Source organism: Streptococcus sp. HMSC072D07 (assembly GCF_001814835.1).
Lineage (GTDB): Bacteria > Bacillota > Bacilli > Lactobacillales > Streptococcaceae > Streptococcus.
In genome coordinates, this window is the sequence record NZ_KV818086.1 from 1 (window position 1) to 19,825 (window position 19,825).

Annotated in this window: 19 protein-coding genes and 1 pseudogene; 1 reads left to right on the forward strand and 19 read right to left on the reverse strand. The window is 39.3% G+C overall.

Annotation, left to right across the window (positions count from 1 at the left end):
* The 12 genes and pseudogenes from HMPREF2991_RS11340 to eno form a co-directional block, all read right to left on the reverse strand.
* Positions 1-145, reverse strand: a pseudogene (locus HMPREF2991_RS11340) (DUF308 domain-containing protein); the annotation flags it as partial.
* A gap of 340 nt (positions 146-485) precedes the next feature.
* Entirely contained in the window at positions 486-902 is a 417-nt protein-coding gene (locus tag HMPREF2991_RS09240) for an Imm70 family immunity protein (RefSeq protein WP_000110627.1), read from the reverse strand.
* 86 nt (positions 903-988) lie between these two features.
* A complete protein-coding gene (locus tag HMPREF2991_RS09245) occupies positions 989-1,492 on the reverse strand; it encodes a hypothetical protein (protein WP_002874596.1) in 504 nt (167 codons plus the stop codon).
* A 284-nt stretch (positions 1,493-1,776) separates the two neighbouring features.
* Positions 1,777-2,319: a ClbS/DfsB family four-helix bundle protein gene (locus HMPREF2991_RS09250; RefSeq protein WP_001137898.1), complete on the reverse strand. Its 543-nt coding sequence runs from the start codon at positions 2,317-2,319 to the stop codon at positions 1,777-1,779.
* 126 nt (positions 2,320-2,445) lie between these two features.
* Positions 2,446-3,360, reverse strand: coding sequence for a peptidase (locus HMPREF2991_RS09255; protein ID WP_070683920.1), 915 nt, complete (start codon positions 3,358-3,360; stop codon positions 2,446-2,448).
* Between the two features lie 155 nt (positions 3,361-3,515).
* Positions 3,516-3,926, reverse strand: coding sequence for a hypothetical protein (locus HMPREF2991_RS09260; RefSeq protein ID WP_070683922.1), 411 nt, complete (start codon positions 3,924-3,926; stop codon positions 3,516-3,518).
* The gene (locus HMPREF2991_RS09265; RefSeq protein ID WP_070683924.1) at positions 3,901-4,812 is read right to left on the reverse strand and encodes a phosphodiester glycosidase family protein; all 912 of its coding nucleotides are present in this window, start codon (positions 4,810-4,812) and stop codon (positions 3,901-3,903) included. Before HMPREF2991_RS09265 ends, HMPREF2991_RS09260 begins: the two co-directional genes overlap by 26 nt.
* Positions 4,809-5,852, reverse strand: a complete 1,044-nt coding sequence (locus HMPREF2991_RS09270; RefSeq protein ID WP_070683926.1) for a bifunctional glycosyltransferase family 2/GtrA family protein — start codon at positions 5,850-5,852, stop codon at positions 4,809-4,811. The genes HMPREF2991_RS09265 and HMPREF2991_RS09270 overlap by 4 nt, the downstream gene beginning before the upstream one ends.
* Before the next feature lie 191 nt (positions 5,853-6,043).
* Positions 6,044-6,880, reverse strand: a complete 837-nt coding sequence (locus HMPREF2991_RS09275; RefSeq protein WP_070683928.1) for an AraC family transcriptional regulator — start codon at positions 6,878-6,880, stop codon at positions 6,044-6,046.
* A gap of 202 nt (positions 6,881-7,082) precedes the next feature.
* A complete protein-coding gene (locus HMPREF2991_RS09280) occupies positions 7,083-7,577 on the reverse strand; it encodes a YkgJ family cysteine cluster protein (protein ID WP_070683930.1) in 495 nt (164 codons plus the stop codon).
* Between the two features lie 142 nt (positions 7,578-7,719).
* Positions 7,720-8,265 (reverse strand): hypothetical protein, encoded by a 546-nt coding sequence (locus HMPREF2991_RS09285; RefSeq protein ID WP_070567423.1) that lies wholly within the window; start codon positions 8,263-8,265, stop codon positions 7,720-7,722.
* Positions 8,266-8,530: 265 nt separating this feature from the next.
* On the reverse strand, positions 8,531-9,835 hold the full coding sequence (gene eno, locus HMPREF2991_RS09290; RefSeq protein WP_000022824.1) for a surface-displayed alpha-enolase: 1,305 nt from the start codon (positions 9,833-9,835) through the stop codon (positions 8,531-8,533).
* A 162-nt stretch (positions 9,836-9,997) separates the two neighbouring features.
* On the opposite strand from eno, the gene HMPREF2991_RS09295 reads away from it, so the two are divergent.
* Positions 9,998-10,444 carry a DUF1694 domain-containing protein gene (locus HMPREF2991_RS09295; protein WP_070683932.1) on the forward strand — a complete coding sequence of 149 codons (447 nt, stop codon included), beginning with the start codon at positions 9,998-10,000 and terminating at the stop codon, positions 10,442-10,444.
* Here HMPREF2991_RS09295 and HMPREF2991_RS09300 read toward each other — a convergent pair.
* The 7 genes from HMPREF2991_RS09300 to HMPREF2991_RS09330 all read right to left on the reverse strand — a co-directional run bounded on the left by HMPREF2991_RS09300 (position 10,441) and on the right by HMPREF2991_RS09330 (position 19,721).
* Entirely contained in the window at positions 10,441-11,556 is a 1,116-nt protein-coding gene (locus HMPREF2991_RS09300; protein WP_070683935.1) for a glycerate kinase, read from the reverse strand. The genes HMPREF2991_RS09295 and HMPREF2991_RS09300 overlap by 4 nt on opposite strands.
* A 9-nt stretch (positions 11,557-11,565) precedes the next feature.
* Positions 11,566-12,210: a phosphoserine phosphatase SerB gene (gene serB, locus HMPREF2991_RS09305; protein ID WP_070683937.1), complete on the reverse strand. Its 645-nt coding sequence runs from the start codon at positions 12,208-12,210 to the stop codon at positions 11,566-11,568.
* A 58-nt stretch (positions 12,211-12,268) separates the two neighbouring features.
* Complete coding sequence (gene glgA, locus HMPREF2991_RS09310) at positions 12,269-13,702, reverse strand: glycogen synthase GlgA (RefSeq protein ID WP_070567429.1); 1,434 nt, start codon at positions 13,700-13,702, stop codon at positions 12,269-12,271.
* Positions 13,699-14,838 carry a glucose-1-phosphate adenylyltransferase subunit GlgD gene (glgD, locus tag HMPREF2991_RS09315; RefSeq protein ID WP_061420964.1) on the reverse strand — a complete coding sequence of 380 codons (1,140 nt, stop codon included), beginning with the start codon at positions 14,836-14,838 and terminating at the stop codon, positions 13,699-13,701. Before glgD ends, glgA begins: the two co-directional genes overlap by 4 nt.
* Positions 14,828-15,970 (reverse strand): glucose-1-phosphate adenylyltransferase, encoded by a 1,143-nt coding sequence (locus HMPREF2991_RS09320; protein WP_000787250.1) that lies wholly within the window; start codon positions 15,968-15,970, stop codon positions 14,828-14,830. The genes glgD and HMPREF2991_RS09320 overlap by 11 nt, the downstream gene beginning before the upstream one ends.
* A 158-nt stretch (positions 15,971-16,128) precedes the next feature.
* Entirely contained in the window at positions 16,129-18,024 is a 1,896-nt protein-coding gene (glgB, locus tag HMPREF2991_RS09325; protein WP_070567431.1) for a 1,4-alpha-glucan branching protein GlgB, read from the reverse strand.
* A gap of 272 nt (positions 18,025-18,296) precedes the next feature.
* Positions 18,297-19,721 carry an NADP-dependent glyceraldehyde-3-phosphate dehydrogenase gene (locus tag HMPREF2991_RS09330; RefSeq protein WP_070567433.1) on the reverse strand — a complete coding sequence of 475 codons (1,425 nt, stop codon included), beginning with the start codon at positions 19,719-19,721 and terminating at the stop codon, positions 18,297-18,299.
* Between the last annotated feature and the right edge of the window lie 104 nt (positions 19,722-19,825).

The following is a 19,825-nucleotide window of genomic DNA, read 5'->3' on the forward strand; positions in this document are numbered from 1 at the left end:
TCCAAGCTAAAAACAGAACCAGTCGAATAACCGTTACTGGCAACCAAGTCCCCGTAACCATCAAGATAAGACCTAGCAGAACAAATAAGAAACCCTGAGCAAGTAATTTCCTACCTGTCAGACCTAAAGATAGAATTTTTTCCATAAAAGACCTTTCAAAAATAATAATTAAGCCATTTGAGAAAACTAACGATTATGTCAATCGTGGTAAAAACCAATCAATGCCATCAACTCATCATGACTAGCAAATCTGGTGAAGATCCTGACTTTCATCACAAAAATCAAATCAGTATTTTTAATGGTTGACTAGAGGTGAGTAATAACATAGAAAAGTAATTTTTCATTCATTTTTGCACATTCTCTATAACTATTTGATTTATTCCATTAAGTAATTTCGAAGAGTAGAAATTTATTGAACATTGAGCTTCCTTTCTGAGTTTCATTAAGAATATTATAGCATAAATGAATCTTTGATTTATTGAGTTTCAAATACTTTTTACACTCACATTTTGACCGTGCTCAAGTGAAAAGCTAAAACTAGTCAGCAAAACTTCTATTAAATCTTTTCCGGAACTCGTTATGAAATAATGCGATAAATTTGTTATATGCTCTGCGATATTATTTCCCCAAGGAGGAGTGAGTGACAAATCTTCAAAATCCCATATAACATCCTGAGGGAGAAATTTTTTCAACTCCTCTTGGATAGATAACAACTCCTCTATTCCTCTTTCAACAGATTCAAAAGGAACATCTCCCCAGTAAAGCTTATTCATTATTACTGGGTATCTACTTCCCCACTCATTATTTTCTAAGCGAACATAAATAGTCGAAAAGAATGAATTAAAAAGACTCCCTTCTCCTATAGTCCACCAATTATAACCAACCATTAACCCTACAGACATAGATATTCTCCTACTCATTTTTAATATTATTTAACGTCAACTAAAGTTTTATATTGATAGTATCTAAAACATACATTCATTCTCCCTTACCCCAACTCCTTGGCTATTCTACTCTTTTCAAGTTTTCCCTTAGTAATTCGTTTCCATAAAACAAGCGGGTTCAAACTATAAGATAGGCGTACAATGTAGTAATTAAGCCATTCGATAAGGGCAAAAAACTCTATCAACGTGGCTAAGACAGCCACTTGGACACTTTGCGTGTTCCAGACAATAAAAGTAAAGCCTGAAATAAGTAAAACAAGGTCTAGTATTCTGAAACCACTATATAGTTTGGGGACACTAGCGCTTCCGAACTGAGGTTTCGAGAGTCTTCTAATCAAAATCGCCCAATAGATTGAACCTTGAAGCAAAATAAATGTCAGTAAAGACAGAGGATAGAGAATGGTTACTAGACTATTCACATCACCAAGCCTATTTTTCAAAAGAAAAAAACAAAACCAAATAGATAGGACGGCTGTGAACTCTCCCAAACAGAGGGACACCAACTCTTTTTTAACTTTCTCTTTTTGTATGCTCATCATTTCCCCCATCTATCTATCATCCTATATCAGAAAAAAGCTATTCGAATCATTTTCTAGTTAACATTTCTCAGAATCAAGCTATTCTAAGCATCGAACAGTTCAATCCCTTTAATATCAATGTAATTCTAAGTTTAGAATTACATTAAAATAAATGTTTTAGACCTATTCTAAGTCTATGATAACCCTAAATTTTAATTTTAGAAGGATTCTAAAGCTAGAATAGCTCTAAAATTACGAGCACCAAGCTATTCGAAACTTAGAAAAACCTTTTCTAAACTTCATGAGCACTTCAATTAACGTTTCTTACAATTTTTCTGATGAGCTTTGAGTTTTTTCAGAGCCCAGTCATAGTGACTGGAGGTACTACTGACAAAGTAGGAACCTAGACTTGTCCCTCCCGTCCACTTATAGAAACCTTTGGTAAAGAGTTGGTCATTGCTGAAGCCTTCCATCAACTCTAAAACCTCTTCATGCGATTGCTCTAGTAGTTTAGTCGCTTCTTCTAAAGATGTTTTCTGGTGCTTCTTCCAAATAGCGACATTCATTTCTCCATAAGTTTTCCAATTATAAGGCTCAGGAAGAAAAGATCGTTCATGTCCCTTTTGATTAGAATAAACCCAGCTCAAAAGTAACTGATGCCATTCATAGAGATGGATCAGAACGTCCCGTAAATTTTTATCTCTTTTCCAGTGAGCTTCTTTTTTCTTTTGGTCTTTTGAAAAATCAAAAGGAGTCTGTAGCTCTTCTTCACTTAACTGAGAAATTAGGAGATTAAGTTTTTCATAGTTTTCCTTAGAGGCTAACACTAGCTCCTCTTTTGTTTTTGGTCTAGGCATAGGTTTTCTCCCTTCGTTTTCTAGTAGGTTAAGGTATTTTCTTACTTCATTATACCATAATCAAAAAGCAGTTCTTCGTTTTACGAAAAACCGCTTTTACGAACTATTTTTTTATGCTTATAGTCACTACTTTACATATAAATCTTTAAAGAGACCATCTACTTCTGCTATCTGATAGAGCAAGTTGGATAGTTCTTGGTAATCTTCTTTTAAACATGAAAGGTGGGCTTGGCCAAATAGAGTAGCCAATTCTTCTTTGAATCTTGCCCCTTTCGGATCATGATCTTTTAAGAACTTACTGAGATAGAGATTTCGAACAGCAGCAAGTTTGAAACTGAAATACTGATGCAATTGTTTTTGCTCGGTATTTAAGCCGTTTTCAGCAACTGCTTTTGCATAGCATTTCAAAACACCGTTTTGACCATTCAGATATCGGGACTTTATAATCTTTGCTGTTTCCTGATAGATTTCAGTCTGACTAGGACTCTTGATCTTCTTAAAATTTCCCCACATGGAGTAGACTCCGCGCTTATAGTCAATACCCTCTGCCTTCCAGGCTTCTAAGATGTCATTAAAAGCAACCTTCATGCAGGCAAAACCAGCTGGATCATGCAAATAGAGGTGCTGATGATCAATGCCATACACGGTTACGAAGTGATCCACACCATAAAGGATTGTGTGATTAGGATTGTAGGTCAGATGGCCCATATCAAGAGGTCCCAGTACGACAGGTCCATTGGACAGAAAGGTTTCTAACTTTCCTTTAATCTCTTCCGAATCTACTTCTGCTTCATCTTTTAGATAGAAGTCTTCATAGTCAAACCCAAGTATTTTTAAGGAATGAGAGATAGAAAGATCTGGCATTTCGTTATCAAAGAATACTAGAGGGTGCTGGTCATCTTCCTTTACAATACTAGCGCCATTTCCCATCGCCATGATTGCCTCTAAAAACTCTGCTTTAAAGTCATAACCATAGCCATCCAGTGCCATTGCCAATGAATAACTATAGCAAAGTGACACATCTCCAAAATACATCTGCATATTTCTGCCTCCTTATCTTCTATGGGACTATTATACCGAGAAAACTATTCTCATGCCCCATAAAATCCAAACAAATAATATGGGGTTTTGTGATCTATAGTCATGAACTTCAACAAGAAAACTGGCTGTTTCTCTCAACAACCAGTTTTCAATTTTTAAGCTAATTCTTGACTGTTTTTCTTATGAAAGAAAAGCGAGACGATAGCCAAAATACCAAAGGCTAAGCCGACATACCAGTAAGGTTGATCTAGGGTCGTTGAACGACCTGATAGATTGACAATACCTCGAAAGAGCATTCCAGCTGTTAGGACTGCAACTGCCGAGTTCCACAAGTTTAGGCTGATTCGTCCTACGTTTGGCATGATTTTCAACAGTAATGCCAGAACGATACCCCCTACTAGAGGGACTGCAAAGAGATAGTGCATATGAAGCGAGGTCTCCCCAAAACTAAAGGACTCGTAGATACGGCTAAATGCAAATAAGAAAATAGTGAGAAGACTATAGCTAACGAGTGTCTTTTTGAGGCGTTTGTTTTTGATTTTAGTAACCGATGTAGACAATATCACTCACCGCCCTTTCTGATATCTTACTTCCACCTGTAGTCGGTTTATTGATTACCTGACCGTTAAAGTAGAGAGTTGAGGATCCACCACCATCAAGGTTATAGGCTGTCTTCACTCCGTAAGATTTCATCACTTCTGCCATCTGGTAAAGTGATAAGCCTTTGCTTTCAGAGGTACGACCATCCGAAACGACGATGATGTAGTGATTTTCATCGATAATCCCGATGGCAGTACGAGGATTCGATGACATGGCTTGACCGACTTCTGTATTGGTATCAACAGATATTTCTCCATTCTCAACTAGAGACGGACCAAATGCCAGTAGATTGACGACACCGTCCTGAACCAATTGATCGGCTGAAACTTGGTCCTCGTAGATGATTTTAAAGGAGCCGTCCTTGTAAATGGCAAGGTCACCGTTACTAGCATCTTCACGGACACTGTCCCTATAGACAACTCCATTACGTATAACATAACCAGAACTATTGGCTCCATAGTAGTCACCGTTAACTGCTAGAATGGCATTGTTTTCAGCAGCCGTTACAGAGGTTTTAGCTGTGACGTTAGTTCCATAGGAGTTTTGAGCTAAAGCTGTTTTGAGATAATCCGATGAACTAAGGGTTATATCTGCCACATAGACTTGCGTTTCATTGACAGTCTTTTCAGTGAGGGTGACACTGATATTTCCATCTGAATAGCTAGTATCCGTCACTTGAGCATTTTTTGCTGCCTGACTTGCTGCTGCGGTGTTAGAGGTTGAGCCGGTATTAGATACAGTGGAAATCGTTTCAGCGAGTACAAAGGTCTTCAACATCGAATAGGTAAAGGAGCTTGTCAGGAGCAAGCCCAAGACCGAGGCGTATAGATAGGGTTTCTTTAAAACTTTCATAATGGGCTACAAGTCCTTTCTTTGAAAATAAAGCGAGTTTGAACTGTCCAAGAGAGAATAAAGAGCATGATTCCGACAAGTATCTTCGCAATCATCAAATTGACTCCAAGACCTGAATTAAAGAGACGAATCAGGATGGTGTCTAGGATAAAGAGACCAACTGCTAGTCCAAAATAGCCTGATCCTGTTTTAAAACTGCTCGCCTTGTTCTTAAAGACCAATTTTTTGTTGGTAGAAAAGTTAAAGATGGAGCTAGTCACACGTGCCAAACCATTTGAGAGGAGAACACGAAGACCTGTCGGAATAAAGCTCAAGCATAGAATAGAGAGAGCGTAGACCACATAATCTACGATAAAACTACTAAAAGACGAGAGCGCAAACTTTAAAATATTTTTATAAATCATCAAGCCATCCCGAATAGGTCGGAAGTGAGAAGCCTCATTGTCGTTGATATAGACTGTTTCAATCGGAACTTCTAAGATTGGGTAGGCTTGGCTTGCTTCGAGGAGCATGTTCATCTCGTATTCATACCGTTGTCCTTCTACCTTGAGCATAAAAGGGATCATATCCGTTGAAAAGGCACGTAATCCTGTCTGTGTGTCGGATACAGCGACACCTGTCTGCAGTTTAAACAAGATACGAGTCAAGCTGTTTCCAAAACGACTACGTAAGGGAACCTTGCCATTAAAGGCACGGACACCAAGGACAAGTGTATTAGGATTTTCATTTGATTTGGTCAAGCTACGAAAGATGTCCCAGATCCTATGTTGGCCATCTGAGTCAGCTGTGACCACAGTTCCAGGCATGTTAAGTGACTGAATGTACTCAAAGGCTGTTTTCAGAGCTTGACCTTTTCCTTGATTGACCTGGTGGTGAAGCACCGTCGCAAAATCCTCTGCTTGAGCAAAAATGTCTTGGCATTCTGCTGAACTTCCATCATCAATGACAATGATGTAAAAATTGCTCCTGTTGTGAATCTTTTCAATCAATTTGATGAGATTGTAGTCAGGTTCGTAAGCTGGAATAACTAGATAGTTCATATTTACACCTCTTTCTTTGATGATTGGAAAAGTATACAGATAAATGCTTAAAAATTCCTTATACTTAAATTAAAGTAAAATCACTTTTATTGTTTTTCTTAAAAATCCCTGATTCCAAAAAAAGAAAAACTCTGTATAAGGTGCCTTCTACAGAGTTAGTTTTGCATCTTTATAAAATGTCAGAAAATTAACTAGTCCTTGATTACTGGTATCCAGAGTTCCATTTGATAGTCAGGTGACGACATGTCTCCTTCAGTATAGACTTCAAAGTCTGGCGCTCCTGAGTGGCGATAACCAGTTTCTGGGAAAAAAATTTCTAGAACATATTTCCAAGCATGTTGGATGCTTGTTGGTATAGCCCCATTGACTGGTACGATAGCATATTCAGCTTCAGATATGTCTTTGATTGACAGACCCAATTCTTCTGCTTTAGCTTTATCCGTCACATCATAGGCAGCCATATAGTTGATAATTTCGCCTTCTTTGACATCCGAGCAGACACCAAAGGATTGGCCACTGCCCAGACTTTCTAGGCTTTCTAAGCTATGATTGGCATAGAGCTGCTCCCATGCAGACGGACACTGGCTATTGTCAATTGCTTCCAATAGGACTCCCGCTACAGTAAAAGCGGCTTTCTTTTGAATCTTGATATCCATGTTCTTTCCTCCTGTAATCTTTAAGGATAATTGAAGTCTAGGAAAGACCCGATAAGGTTTTCCATTTCGAACTTCTGAGGGGGTTGCACCATGGAATTTCTTAAAAGCTGCGCTGAAGGCATCCGCAGACTCATAGCCATATTTTAGTGCTATATCAATGACTTTCTCAGTAGTTTCCCGCAAGTCTGTCACAGCTTCTGACAGCCTGCGATTGCGCAAATATTCTGCCAAGGTCATATCTGCCATGATGGAAAAGAGTCTGCTAAAAAGAGGATAAGAATAGCCTGATAGCTGCTGAAATCTTTTCATATCCACTTCTCCAGTCAGCTGCTCCTCCAAATAATCCATGGTTTGGTTGAATTGATGCATCATATTCGTTTCTTCTTACCTCCACAAGATACAAAAGTCCTTAAAAGCAAAGTGAAAATAGAAAAATTGACGCTAGAGCTTCTAGTCCTAGAAATTTTTTCTTTTTCGAACAGCTTTTAGGTCGTGTTCAATTCTATCTATAGTCTATCAGATATCAGATACTTCCGCCCTAGAATCTTTGTACAAGATCTAAAGGTGTAAATTTCTATAACTTATCCTTTAATTTCTCAACAAAGAGATAAGCTGCTGGGCAGGTCAAGGTGTTCTTAATCGTCAAATGGTTGATTTGATGAATCTTCTTACGATCTGTATGGGGAAATTCCCGGCAGGCCTTTGGACGAACATCATAGATAGAACAGAGATTGTCTCCACCTAGAAATGGACAGGGCATAGATTTAAAAACCTTGTCACCGTCTTCGTCCACCTGAAGGAATTCCGCTTCAAAAGCTGGTAATTTCATCTTAAAGTACTTAGCAATACGAGTAATATCTGCTTCCTTGAAGTCAGGTCCCAAGGTCTTACAACAGTTAGCGCAGGCAGTGCAATCAATCTCAGAAAAAACTTCTTCGTGAATTTGCTGGGCTATCTTATCTAAGTTTTTAGGAGGTTTTTTCTTTAGATTGGCTAAGACTTTTCGGTGCTCCTTTTGCTTTTGCAAGGCTATTTGGTGATAGTACTCAATATCAATTTCTTTAAACATAGTTTCTTTCTAATACAAGTGTTTTTGTCTATTATACCATAAGTTATTTTTCATTTTTGAGTATTGCACATAAAAAGCCCTTCGGAAAAATCCGAGGGGCTAGAAACGTTGTTAAATCAACGATAATTTTTCAAGTTATCTATTAAAAATAATCATTAATCCTATCTTCAAACCAGTTTCTTCTCCTAGCTCTAGATAATTCCAAGTTAATAGAAAATTTTCCAACTGTAAATGCACTATATAGACAAATCACAAATTTTTCAAACCAATTCATTTCTTCGATATATTGTTTAAAGCAAAGATAACAATAATGTTCTTGTAACGGCTCTAATGCTTTTATACGTTCCCTATTATTATCGGCATATTTTTCATTTATTTCATGATAACGTTTTGAAAAATCAGGATCATGTTCAATTTCGTCATCAAATGTTGCCATTGCAAAATCTAACGAACTAATATAATACCCCTCTATCAGTGCTCGTCTAGAAAAAACAATTAATGCTATGAATGCAGCGATTAAAGCGAGAACACCTCCGACCATATCCCAAAATTCAGAGGCATAAAAATTTCCAGAGATTAGATAGTTAAAGCCGAAAAGAATAGCCACAAAAAGAATTATCCATAATAAACCTTTAGCGATAAAATCCGTTCCAAATGATCTACGTTCCCATTTTTGCTTAATCTTCAAGTTTATCTCCTTTTTTGAGGTCTATTATATTTTATCATACAATCAACTAGATATCTACCAACTCATGATACGCTCCCATATTCGGTAATGGAATAATACTAAAATACAAATCTGAGTAAGTTTCAAACCATTTATTCAGCTTGTTATAGGCTGGCGACTGACTAACAAATAATATACGTTGACAAGCTCCAGTCAAAAAAGCACTAAGGGGAAGAGTCCCAAAGTGCTTTTTTATAGCTTTACAGCCTCTAATCAAATAAAGAGCTTATTTTTTCAAGTTGTAGAATGATTTCAATCCACGGTATTCAGCAACTTCACCAAGTTGATCTTCGATACGAAGCAATTGGTTATATTTAGCAATACGGTCTGTACGTGAAAGTGAACCAGTCTTGATTTGACCTGCGTTAGTTGCAACTGCGATGTCAGCGATTGTTGAATCTTCAGTTTCACCTGAACGGTGTGATACAACGGCAGTGTAACCAGCTTCTTTCGCCATTTCGATAGCGTCGAATGTTTCAGTAAGAGTACCGATTTGGTTAACTTTGATAAGGATTGAGTTAGCAGCACCTTCTGCAATACCTTTTTCAAGGTAAGAAGTGTTTGTTACGAAGAAGTCGTCACCAACCAATTGAACTTTACCACCAAGACGTTCAGTAAGAGCTTTCCAACCGTCCCAGTCGTTTTCGTCCATACCATCTTCGATAGTGATGATTGGGTATTTGTTTACCAATTCTTCAAGGTAGTCGATTTGTTCTGCAGCAGTACGTACAGCAGCTCCTTCACCTTCGAATTTAGTGTAGTCGTAAACTTTGCGTTCTTTATCGTAGAATTCTGATGAAGCACAGTCAAATCCGATAAATACGTCTTTACCAGGAACATATCCAGCAGCTTCAATCGCAGCAAGGATAGTTTCAACTCCATCTTCAGTTCCTTCGAAACGAGGAGCGAATCCACCTTCGTCACCTACGGCAGTTTCCAAACCACGTGATTTAAGGATTTTCTTAAGAGCGTGGAAGATTTCAGCACCCCAACGAAGAGCTTCTTTGAATGTTGGTGCACCAGCAGGTACGATCATGAATTCTTGGAAAGCGATTGGAGCGTCAGAGTGAGAACCACCGTTGATGATGTTCATCATTGGAGTTGGAAGAACTTTAGTGTTGAATCCACCAAGGTAGCTGTAAAGTGGGATTTCAAGGTAGTCAGCAGCAGCACGAGCTACAGCGATAGACACACCAAGAATTGCGTTTGCACCCAATTTACCTTTGTTAGGAGTACCGTCAAGTGCGATCATAGCACGGTCGATAGCTTGTTGGTCACGTACATCGTAGCCGATGATTGCTTCAGCGATGATGTTGTTTACGTTGTCAACAGCTTTTTGTGTACCAAGACCACCGTAACGAGATTTGTCACCGTCGCGAAGTTCAACTGCTTCGTGTTCACCAGTAGAAGCTCCTGATGGAACCATACCACGTCCGAAAGCACCTGATTCAGTATAAACTTCTACTTCAAGTGTTGGGTTACCGCGTGAGTCTAGGACTTCGCGAGCGTAAACATCAGTAATAATTGACATTTTTTACTCTCCTTTGAGTTAAATTTTTTACACCTCTATGATACCTTAAAAACAAGTGTTTTTCAAGAAAAAACGTTATCTTTGTGCAAATTTTCCTTAACTTTATAAAGTAATCGCTTTCTTTTATCTGTTTTCTTGCGATTTTTGTGATATACTGTTTTTATGACAGATTTATCAAAACAACTACTAGAAAAAGCTCATGGTGGGCCGAAAATAAACCCTGACGAACAACGCCGCTATCTCGGCACTTTCGAGGAAAGAGTTCTTGGCTACGCGGATATCAGTACTGCCAATAGTTCTGAATTAGAACATGGATTTTTCTCTATTTTAGAAAGTTTTCAAGAAAAGGTAGAGATACTTTTTGTGAAAATCTCACCAAGTATCGAGTTTGACAAACAGGTCTTTTACTTAAGACAAGCAAAGGAAAGCAACTGTCAGGCGACTATTGTTTCAGACGATCATATCACCTCTCCTTTCGGTCTTGTCATTCATACAAATGAACCTGTTCAAGTAGATGAAAAGGACCTCAGACTTGCTTTCTCAAGCCTCTGGGAAGAGAAAAAGACAGAGGTTCCTAAAAAATCTATCTGGAAAAAATGGTTTAGTTAATCCTTTCTCAAATTTAACAAACGACCAATATTAGTAGATGTGTGCTCCAAATAGAGACTTGCATTTTTCAAACTGTCTTCCAAAGGTTCACTTTTCTCTAAAATGGAAAAGACTGCTTGTATATTTTCGAATGGTAGGGAAGGTAAATCCTCGGAAAGACTACCACAAATAGCGATAACTGGAACTCCTTCAGGAGTTCTTTTTGCTACACCAATAGGAGCTTTTCCAGCAAAGCTTTGACTGTCCAGTCTACCTTCTCCAACGATAACCAAGTCGGCCCCTGCAACCTTCTTGTCAAAGTCAATCAAATCTAAGCAAGTGTCAATCCCAGATACGATAGTGGCCTCAGCAAAGGCACAGAGCCCAGCCGCAATCCCACCGCCGGCTCCTGCTCCTTTAAGAGAGAGGGTTGATGGTGAAAATTTTTCATAGAACCGCTGTATAGCCAAATCTACTGTCTCAAACAAAGCAGGATCCAAGCCCTTTTGTTTTCCAAATGTATAGGTCGCTCCTTGAAGAGCACATAGAGGGCTCACGACATCTGCTAAAATTCGGATTTTCACATCTTTAGAAATCCTATACAACTTGCTATTGGAAACTGATTCAAACTCAAGCAAAGTCTGACCGCAAGCTGGCAATTCTTTTCCATTCTTATCATAAAAACAATAACCTAAACCAGCTGCAATGCCAATTCCACCATCATTACTTGCCGTACCACCTACACCGATATAGATTTCTTTCATTCCAAGATCAATGAGATGGCGAATCAACTCTCCGATACCTTTGGTTTGGATGTGAAGGGGATTTCGTTTCTCCCGCGAAATCTTTCCAAGACCAACCAAGTCAGCAACTTCAAAGAGCGCTATTTGACCTTTTTGAAAGTAGCGCATGGCTTCTTTTTGGCCAAAAGGTCCAGTCAACTCTTGCCATTTTTCTTCGAGTTCAAGAGAATGTCGAATAGCGTCTACAGTTCCTTCCCCACCATCACCTACAGGGCAAAGCAGACATTCTACATCTGCTATTGACTGTTCGAAGCCTCTTTTTAGCGCTTGAGAGACCTCTTCTGCCGTCAAACTTTCTTTAAAAGAATCGGGTGCAATTACAATTTTCATAGTTCCCTCTCATTCTAAGAAATCAATCAAAGGTAGAACTTCCAAAAAATCCCTCGTATCTATATGACAAGCTATCTCTGTTTTTACGACCTCCTTAGCACAAAATGCAATACCACGTCCTGCTGACTTTAACATCAAGAGATCATTGGCACCATCACCGATGGCAATAGTTCTTTCTTTGGGAAGTCCTAATTCCTTTTTCCATCTCTCAAGAGTGGCTTTTTTTACTTGACCTGTCACAATTTCACCAACTAGTCGACCTGTTAAAAAACCGTCTTTGACTTCTAACTGATTTACAGAGTAATAAGTGATCCCAAGAGACTTTGCTAATCTCTCAACTATTGGTGCAAATCCACCAGACACTAGACCGACTAGGATGCCCTTCTTTTGAAGTATGGAGATAAATTCTTGAGCATTCTTAGACAGATGAATGGATTTGAAGACAGTATCAAAGACCGAAACCGGAAGGCTTTTTAACAAAGCTACCCTCGCTCGCAAACTTGTTTCAAAGTCCAGTTCATCTCGCATTGCCTGTCTTGTAATCTGTGAAATTTCTTCTTCGCAACCTGCTTCTCTTCCTAAAAGATCAATCACTTCTTCTGCTATCAGGGTGCCGTCAACGTCCATGACACACAAGCCTTTTACTTGAGACATAAACTTTCCTTTCTAAACAGCCCAAAAATCGTATGAAAGAATCATACGATTTTATCTATTAGTTGACTAAACTATGGTACAAGTCTAGGTAAGATTTGCAGGCTGTATCCCATGAGAAATCACATTCCATAGCTTGTTTTTGTAGATTTCTCCAAACTTCCGGCTGGTACTTATAAACATCCAAGGCTGTTTGGAAACTCCAGTTAAGCCAGTATGGTGTTAAATTGTCAAAGCTAAATCCAGTTCCAGTTCCTTCGATTGGATTGAAGGATTGAACCGTATCACGCAAGCCACCCACTTCATGAACCAATGGTAGAGTTCCATAGCGCATCGCCATCATTTGAGACAAGCCACATGGTTCAAAACGACTTGGCATGAGGAAGAGATCACAAGCTGCGTAGATTTCTTGAGCGAGCTTGACGTCAAAAGTGATATTTGCTGATAGCTTGTCTGGATAGACTTGCGCAAACCATGAGAAGGAATGTTCAAAAGCAGGATCTCCTGTTCCTAAAAGGACTATTTGAACGTCCTCCTGTAAGAAACGATGCAAGCTTTCTACCACAACATCAAAACCTTTTTGGCGGGTCAATCGAGAGACAATCCCAACTAGAGGAACATCTGCTCGCACTGGTAACCCAACTCTCTCTTGCAATTTTGCTTTGTTTTGAGCTTTTCCAGACAAATCTTCCTTATCAAAATGATAGTCTAAAAGTGGGTCTGTTTGAGGATTATAAAGATCTGCGTCAATACCATTGACAATACCTGAAACCTTACCTGACTCCATCCGAAGAATCTGGTCCAAACCGCAACCAAACTGACTGGTCATAATCTCGTTCGCATAGCTAGGGGAAACGGTTGAGACACGATCCGCGTAGAGAATCCCCGCTTTCATCCAGTTGAGACAATCATTCCAGCGAAGGGTCCCATCAGCATAGCGTTCAAACCCAACACCGAATAAATCCCACAACATTCCTTCAGAAAATTGACCTTGAAATTCCAAATTGTGAATGGTTAAAACTGTTCTGATACCTTGATATGCCTGAATCCAATGGTATTTTTCTTTTAACAAGAAGGGAATCATGGCTGTGTGGTAATCATGAACATGGAGAAGGTCAGGGATAAAGTCGATGCGCTCCATGGCCTCAAGAGCAGCCAGTTGGAAAAAGGCAAAGCGTTCACCGTCGTCAAAATCACCGTACACATGACCACGGAAGAAATAATACTGATTATCAATGAAGTAGAAAGTAACCCCATTCAAGACCGTTTTCTTAATACCACAGTACTGTCTACGCCATCCTACACTAACTTCAAAGTGGAGAACATCCTCTATCTGGTCTCCCAACTTTGCTTCTACCATATCATAATAAGGCAAGAAAACTGCAACTTCGTGCCCCGCTTTTACAAGTGATTTGGGAAGTGCACCAATGACATCGCCCAAACCACCTGTTTTTGAAAAGGGTGCTCCTTCTGCCGCTACAAATAAAATTTTCATGAATAAATGTCCTCTGTTACTGTTTCACCCTTCTTAACTACAACTGGATGTTCTGCTGTGCCTCGAATGACAACACCGTCCGCAACTTCAACGCCCTTGTCCAAGATAGCATATTCAACTCGGGCACCTTGACCAATCACAACACGAGGGAACAAAACGCTGTTCTTCACAACACTATCTTTGTGAATATAAATGTTACGAGATAGGACTGACTGAACTACTTCACCCTCAATGATACTACCAGAAGCAAACTGAGAAGTACTTACTTTTGAAGTATTCGCATAGTAGGTTGGTTCTTCATTCTTAACTTTGGTATAAATTTTTTGATTTGGTGAGAAAAGAGAGTAGAATTTTTTAGATTCAAGCATATCAATATTTGCTTGATAATAGGACTGAACAGAATGAATGTTTGCTAAGTAACCTGTGTATTCGTAAGCAAAAGCTCCTTCTTTTACAGCTAAATCGCGAAGAACATAGCGCAACTTTTCAGGATATTCCTTCTGAGCCTCTTCTTCAAGTCGTTCAATCAACCAAGGAGTGTCCACAACAAAGATATCTGTAGACATGTTGAAGAGTTCATCTGTAGATTTATTATCAAAGAGTTTGTGCGAACGAACATGGTCAGTCTCATCGATTTCCAGAATAGCATTCACATCAGAAATGTCTTTCTTTGGAAGTTTCTTATATACAACTGTGATCGGACCATTCGTTGTATTGTGTAGGTGGAAGACTTGATTCAAGTCAATATTCACTAATACATCACAGTTAATCGAAACGGTTTGGTTTGAACCCGAACGTCTCAAGTAGGTAAGTAGCTGTTGGTAATACTCTTTTCCAACCGTACTGCTTTCAACACGAGTATTGTAAATTCCTAGATAGTAGTGACTTAGAAGGGTTGACAAGCCCCACTCACGACCTGAACGGATATGGTCGAATACTGAGCTGATATTATCTTGTTGGAAAATACCAAAGATACTACGAACACCTGCATTTGCAAGACTGGAAAGGGGGAAGTCAATCAAACGGTATTTCCCACCGAAAGGCAAGCTAGCTACCGGACGGTGTTCTGTTAACGTTGACATATCATGAAAACCAACTGTGTTTCCTAAAATGGCTGAATATTTATCAATCTTCATCTGTTGCTACCCCCACTACTTCATTGTATCCTACTACTTGTACTTCGTCCGTTCCGTCAATCTCTACGCCGTCAGCAATAATGGCACCCTCACCAATGATAGCACGAGTAATCTTTGCGCCATGGCCAATAATAGCTCCGCTCATGATGACAGAATCAACGACCTCAGCGCCTTCACGTACTTGTGCTTCTGTTGAAAGAATCGAACGTTTTACAGTTCCATCTACAAAACAGCCATCCACGACCAATGAATCTTCAACGTGAGCATGCGCACCAAAGTAGTTTGGTGGTGAAATCAAGTTTCTTGAGTAAATTTTCCACTGACGATTGCGACTATCCAAGGCATTTTCTGGTGAAATGTACTCCATATTGGCTTCCCAAAGTGACTCAATCGTACCAACGTCTTTCCAGTACCCATTAAATTCATAGGCATAGACACTTTCACCAGACTCGAGATAGTTAGGGATAACGTTCTTACCAAAGTCTGACATATCCACATTGCTCTTTTCAGCAGCAACAAGCATATTGCGAAGCCGTTTCCAGTCGAAAATATAAATTCCCATAGAAGCCTTTGTAGACTTAGGTTGAGCAGGTTTTTCTTCGAATTCAACGATACGGTTATTGGCGTCTGTGTTCATGATACCAAAACGGCTAGCTTCTTTGAGCGGTACGTCTAGGACAGCTACTGTCAAACTGGCATTATTATCCTTATGGGACTGAAGCATATCATCGTAGTCCATCTTGTAGATGTGGTCACCAGAAAGAATCAAAACATACTCAGGATTAACACTGTCGATGTAGTCAATGTTTTGGTAGATAGCGTGACTAGTCCCTTCAAACCAACGGTTTCCTTCGCTGGCTGAATAAGGTTGTAAAATAGAGACACCTGAATTGATACCGTCCAATCCCCAGCTAGAACCATTTCCGATATGGTTGTTCAAAGCGAGAGGTTGGTATTGCGTAATCACACCAACATTATGGATTCCAGAGTTTGCACAGTTGGAAAGAGCAAAGTCAATGATACGGTAGCGCCCACCGAATTGCACTGCCGGTTTGGCAATGCTTTGAGTGAGTTTTCCGAGACGTGTTCCTTGCCCACCCGCAAGGATCAAAGCTAGCATTTCATTCTTCATTTTCTACTCCTTTATAAAGACATGTGAACGTTAAAATCGAAAGAAGGTCGGAAGTCAAACTTTTTTATAAAAATAATAGGAAATCCATTTCTCTTGTGTTTCAAGTCCAATACAAGTACATCCGTTTTTAAAATCTAAAAAATATCATCAACAGCCCATTATTCTTTTTTCTTAGCTGGTTTCAAACGACGCTTGATCTTCCAGATACTTGCTCCCATGGCAGGCAAGGTAAAGGTCAAAGTCTGCTCATAATCTTTCCATAAGCCTTCTTGAGTCTGAACTGTTTGATTGTGCTCTTTCCACACACCTCCCCATTCTTCTAATTCTGTATTCCAAACTTCTTCGTAAATACCTGCAACAGGTAAACCAATCGTAAATTCCTTACGTTCAACTGGTGCCATATTAAAGACACAGACTAACATTTCGTCCTTCTTGCCCTTACGAATAAAGGAAAGGACACTCTGATCTCTATTATCAGCATCGATAATCTCTATACCATCATAACTAGTATCAATTTCCCAAAGACAGCGATGGTCTTTATAGAATTGATTCAGTTGTGAAGTGAAATGCTTCATCTTGGCATTCATCGGATCTTCTAGATTAGACCATTCCAACTGCTCCTCAGACTTCCACTCTAGGAATTGCCCGTACTCACTACCCATGAACAAGAGTTTCTTACCTGGATGACAAATTTGATAGGTGTAGAGATTGCGCAGACCTGCGAACTGATTGTAGCGATCACCCCACATCTTATGCATCATACTCTTCTTACCATGAACCACTTCATCATGTGAGAAAGGTAAGAGATAGTTTTCATTGAAAACATACATAAAGCTGAAAGTCACCAGATTAAAATCATACTTGCGATAAATCGGATCTTCCTCGTAGAAACGGAGAATGTCGTTCATCCAGCCCATGTTCCACTTATAGTCAAAGCCAAGGCCGCCCATTTCTTTCATACCAGTAATCTTTGTTGCTGATGAACTTTCTTCTGCAATCATCATGATATCTGGATGAGCTAACTTAATCACTGTGTTCAAACGTTGAAGGAAATAATAACCTTCGTAGTTAAGGTTTCCACCATCTTTGTTTGGAGTCCAAGGAGCATTATCATAATCTAGATACAGCATATTGCTCACTGCATCGACCCGAATACCATCTAAGTGGTAAAAATCAATCCAAAATTTAATACTTGAAATCAGGAAAGACTGGACCTCATTTTTCCCGAGGTCAAAATTCAGTGCACCCCAACCATAGTTATGAGCCTTGTTGTGATCTTGGTATTCAAAAGTTGGTGTACCGTCATAATATGCCAAGGCATCATCATTAATGGTGAAATGACCTGGAACCCAGTCTACGATAACACCAATGTTATTTATATGACACTCTTCAACGAAATCTTGGAATTCCTCAGGTGTACCATAGGAATGTTCAAAAGCAAAGTAACCCATAAGCTGATAGCCCCAGCTCAATCCAAGTGGGTGAGCCATTAAAGGCATGAACTCAATATGTGTATAGTTCATCTCAACTAAGTATGGAATCAACTCGTCTTTCAGTTGCGAAAAAGTATAGGGACTGCCATCTGAATTTCTCTTCCAAGATCCTGCATGGGCTTCATATATATTAACTGGTCTCTCGAAAAATCCCAGACGTTTGCGACGTGCTAACCAAAGGCCATCTTTCCATTTCTTTTCACGGATATTGGTCAGAACTGCTCCTGTACCCGGTCTAGCTTCAAAATAAACTGCCAACGGATCGATCTTCATAATCTGGTGACCATTTGCACGCGTGATATGATATTTATAAATCTGACCTTCCTGAGCTTGACTCGTAAAGACTTCCCAAACACCTGCTTCATTACGAACCATAGGAATCTGATTCTCAACCCAATCGGTAAAATCACCAACTAGATGAACTGTTTGTGCATTTGGGGCCCAAACCCTAAAGGTATAGCCTATTTCTCCGTTTTTCTCCTCTCTATGCGCTCCTAAATAATGCTGGAGGTGAAAGTTCTCACCTGTAGTAAAGGTTCTTAATGCTTCTTGATTATTCATTCAATCCCCTTTCTTTTGTAAGCGTTTTCTATAATTCTATTATACACTCTTTTAAGATAACTTTCAAGTAATTTACGAAGGAAATCATATTTTTTTATGAAAGCCTTCAAAAAATTACCTAGCATTTTAAAAAAGATATCCAGAAAATAGAACACGAAACAATTTCCATATATTTTTTTATTATAATAGCAGAATATTCGTTTTTTATCAATTTTAAACTGTATTTTTTTGAAAAGAATAAAATCAGGAAGTAATTTTCCTGATCTTATAAATTATCCCACATCAAAAACAATGGATTTGACATTTGTCATCGCTTCGATACTATATTTAATTCCTTGCACTCCTGCACCAGAACCTTTTACACCAAGGAATGGGAAATTATCTGGTCCACGTTGTGTTTTATTATTAATATGAACGGTACCAACTTCAAGTTTTTCAGCAATTTCAAACGCCTTCTTAAAGTCATTTGTAAAGACTGAAGATTGAAGACCGAATTCTGATTCATTAGCAATTTCAAGTGCTTCATTGGCATCTGCAACTCGAATAATTGGGAGAACAGGTCCAAATGGTTCTTCCCAGGCTAATTTCATATCTCTTGTGACATAATCAAAAAGTCCTGGCCAAATGAGATTGTTCTCACGTTTGATTGGGCTGAGCGCTTTAGCTCCTTTTTCCTGAGCATCTTCAATCAATCCCCAGATGAAATCAGCTGAAGCATTATCAATAACAGGTGTGATATCTGCATTGTCAAATGGATCCCCCACTGTTAGCTTAGCAACTTCAGCTTGGAGCAATTCAGCTAATCTGTCTGCTACGCTTTCCACAACCAAAACACGTTTGATAGCGGTACAACGCTGACCAGAGTAGCTAAAGGCACCACCTACGATTTGCTTAGCTGCATTTTCTAAATCTGCATCATCTAAGACAATTGCTGCATCTTTTCCACCAAGCTCAAGCATAATCGGCCGCATACCAGCTAAACGACCAATACGCTCACCAATCGGTGTTGAACCTGTAAAGTTAATGAAGTTCACTTCCTTGTGTTCGATGATGTAGTCTCCGATTTCAGAACCACGTCCAGTGATGGTGTTAAAGACACCTGCTGGGATTCCTGCTTCGTCAAATGCTTTAACCAACAAGAGTCCAGAAATAGATCCTTGTGTTGGTGGTTTAAACATAACGACATTTCCTGCAATCAAAGCCGGAGCAATCTTAGATCCAGAAAGGTTGACTGGGTAGTTAAATGGCGCGATAGCTAAGACGACTCCAACTGGCTCACGACGAACAACGGCTAGCTTGTTTTTACTTGCAGCTTCAAAACCGCCACCTTCCATAGCTTGTCCAGTGATACGGAGGCCTTCCTCGGCAGCAAAACGAATCAATTCTGCTGTACGTACTACTTCTCCAATGGCTGCTTTAATCCCTTTTGCAACCTCTTTGGCAAGAATCGTACCAATTTTTTCTTTATCACGTTCCAAAATGTCTGCTGTCTTATGCAAATATGCTGCACGCTCAACGGGTGCTAAATCACGCCATGCTGGGAGAGCTGCACGCGCTGCTTTCATAGCCTCATCTACTTCAACCTGACTCATAGCAGGTACTGTACCCAGCTTTTCTTGATTGATGGGAGAATAGATGGCAATTTCATTCTCTGATGATTTCCATTTTCCATTCACTAAATTCTGATAATTTGTCAAATTCTCTTCCTCCTGAAAATGATTAAAACTTATTTTATCAAATTTTCAGAAAATTACAACCCCTTTTTGGAAAATATTGATATTTTTTTCACAAACTTGATTCT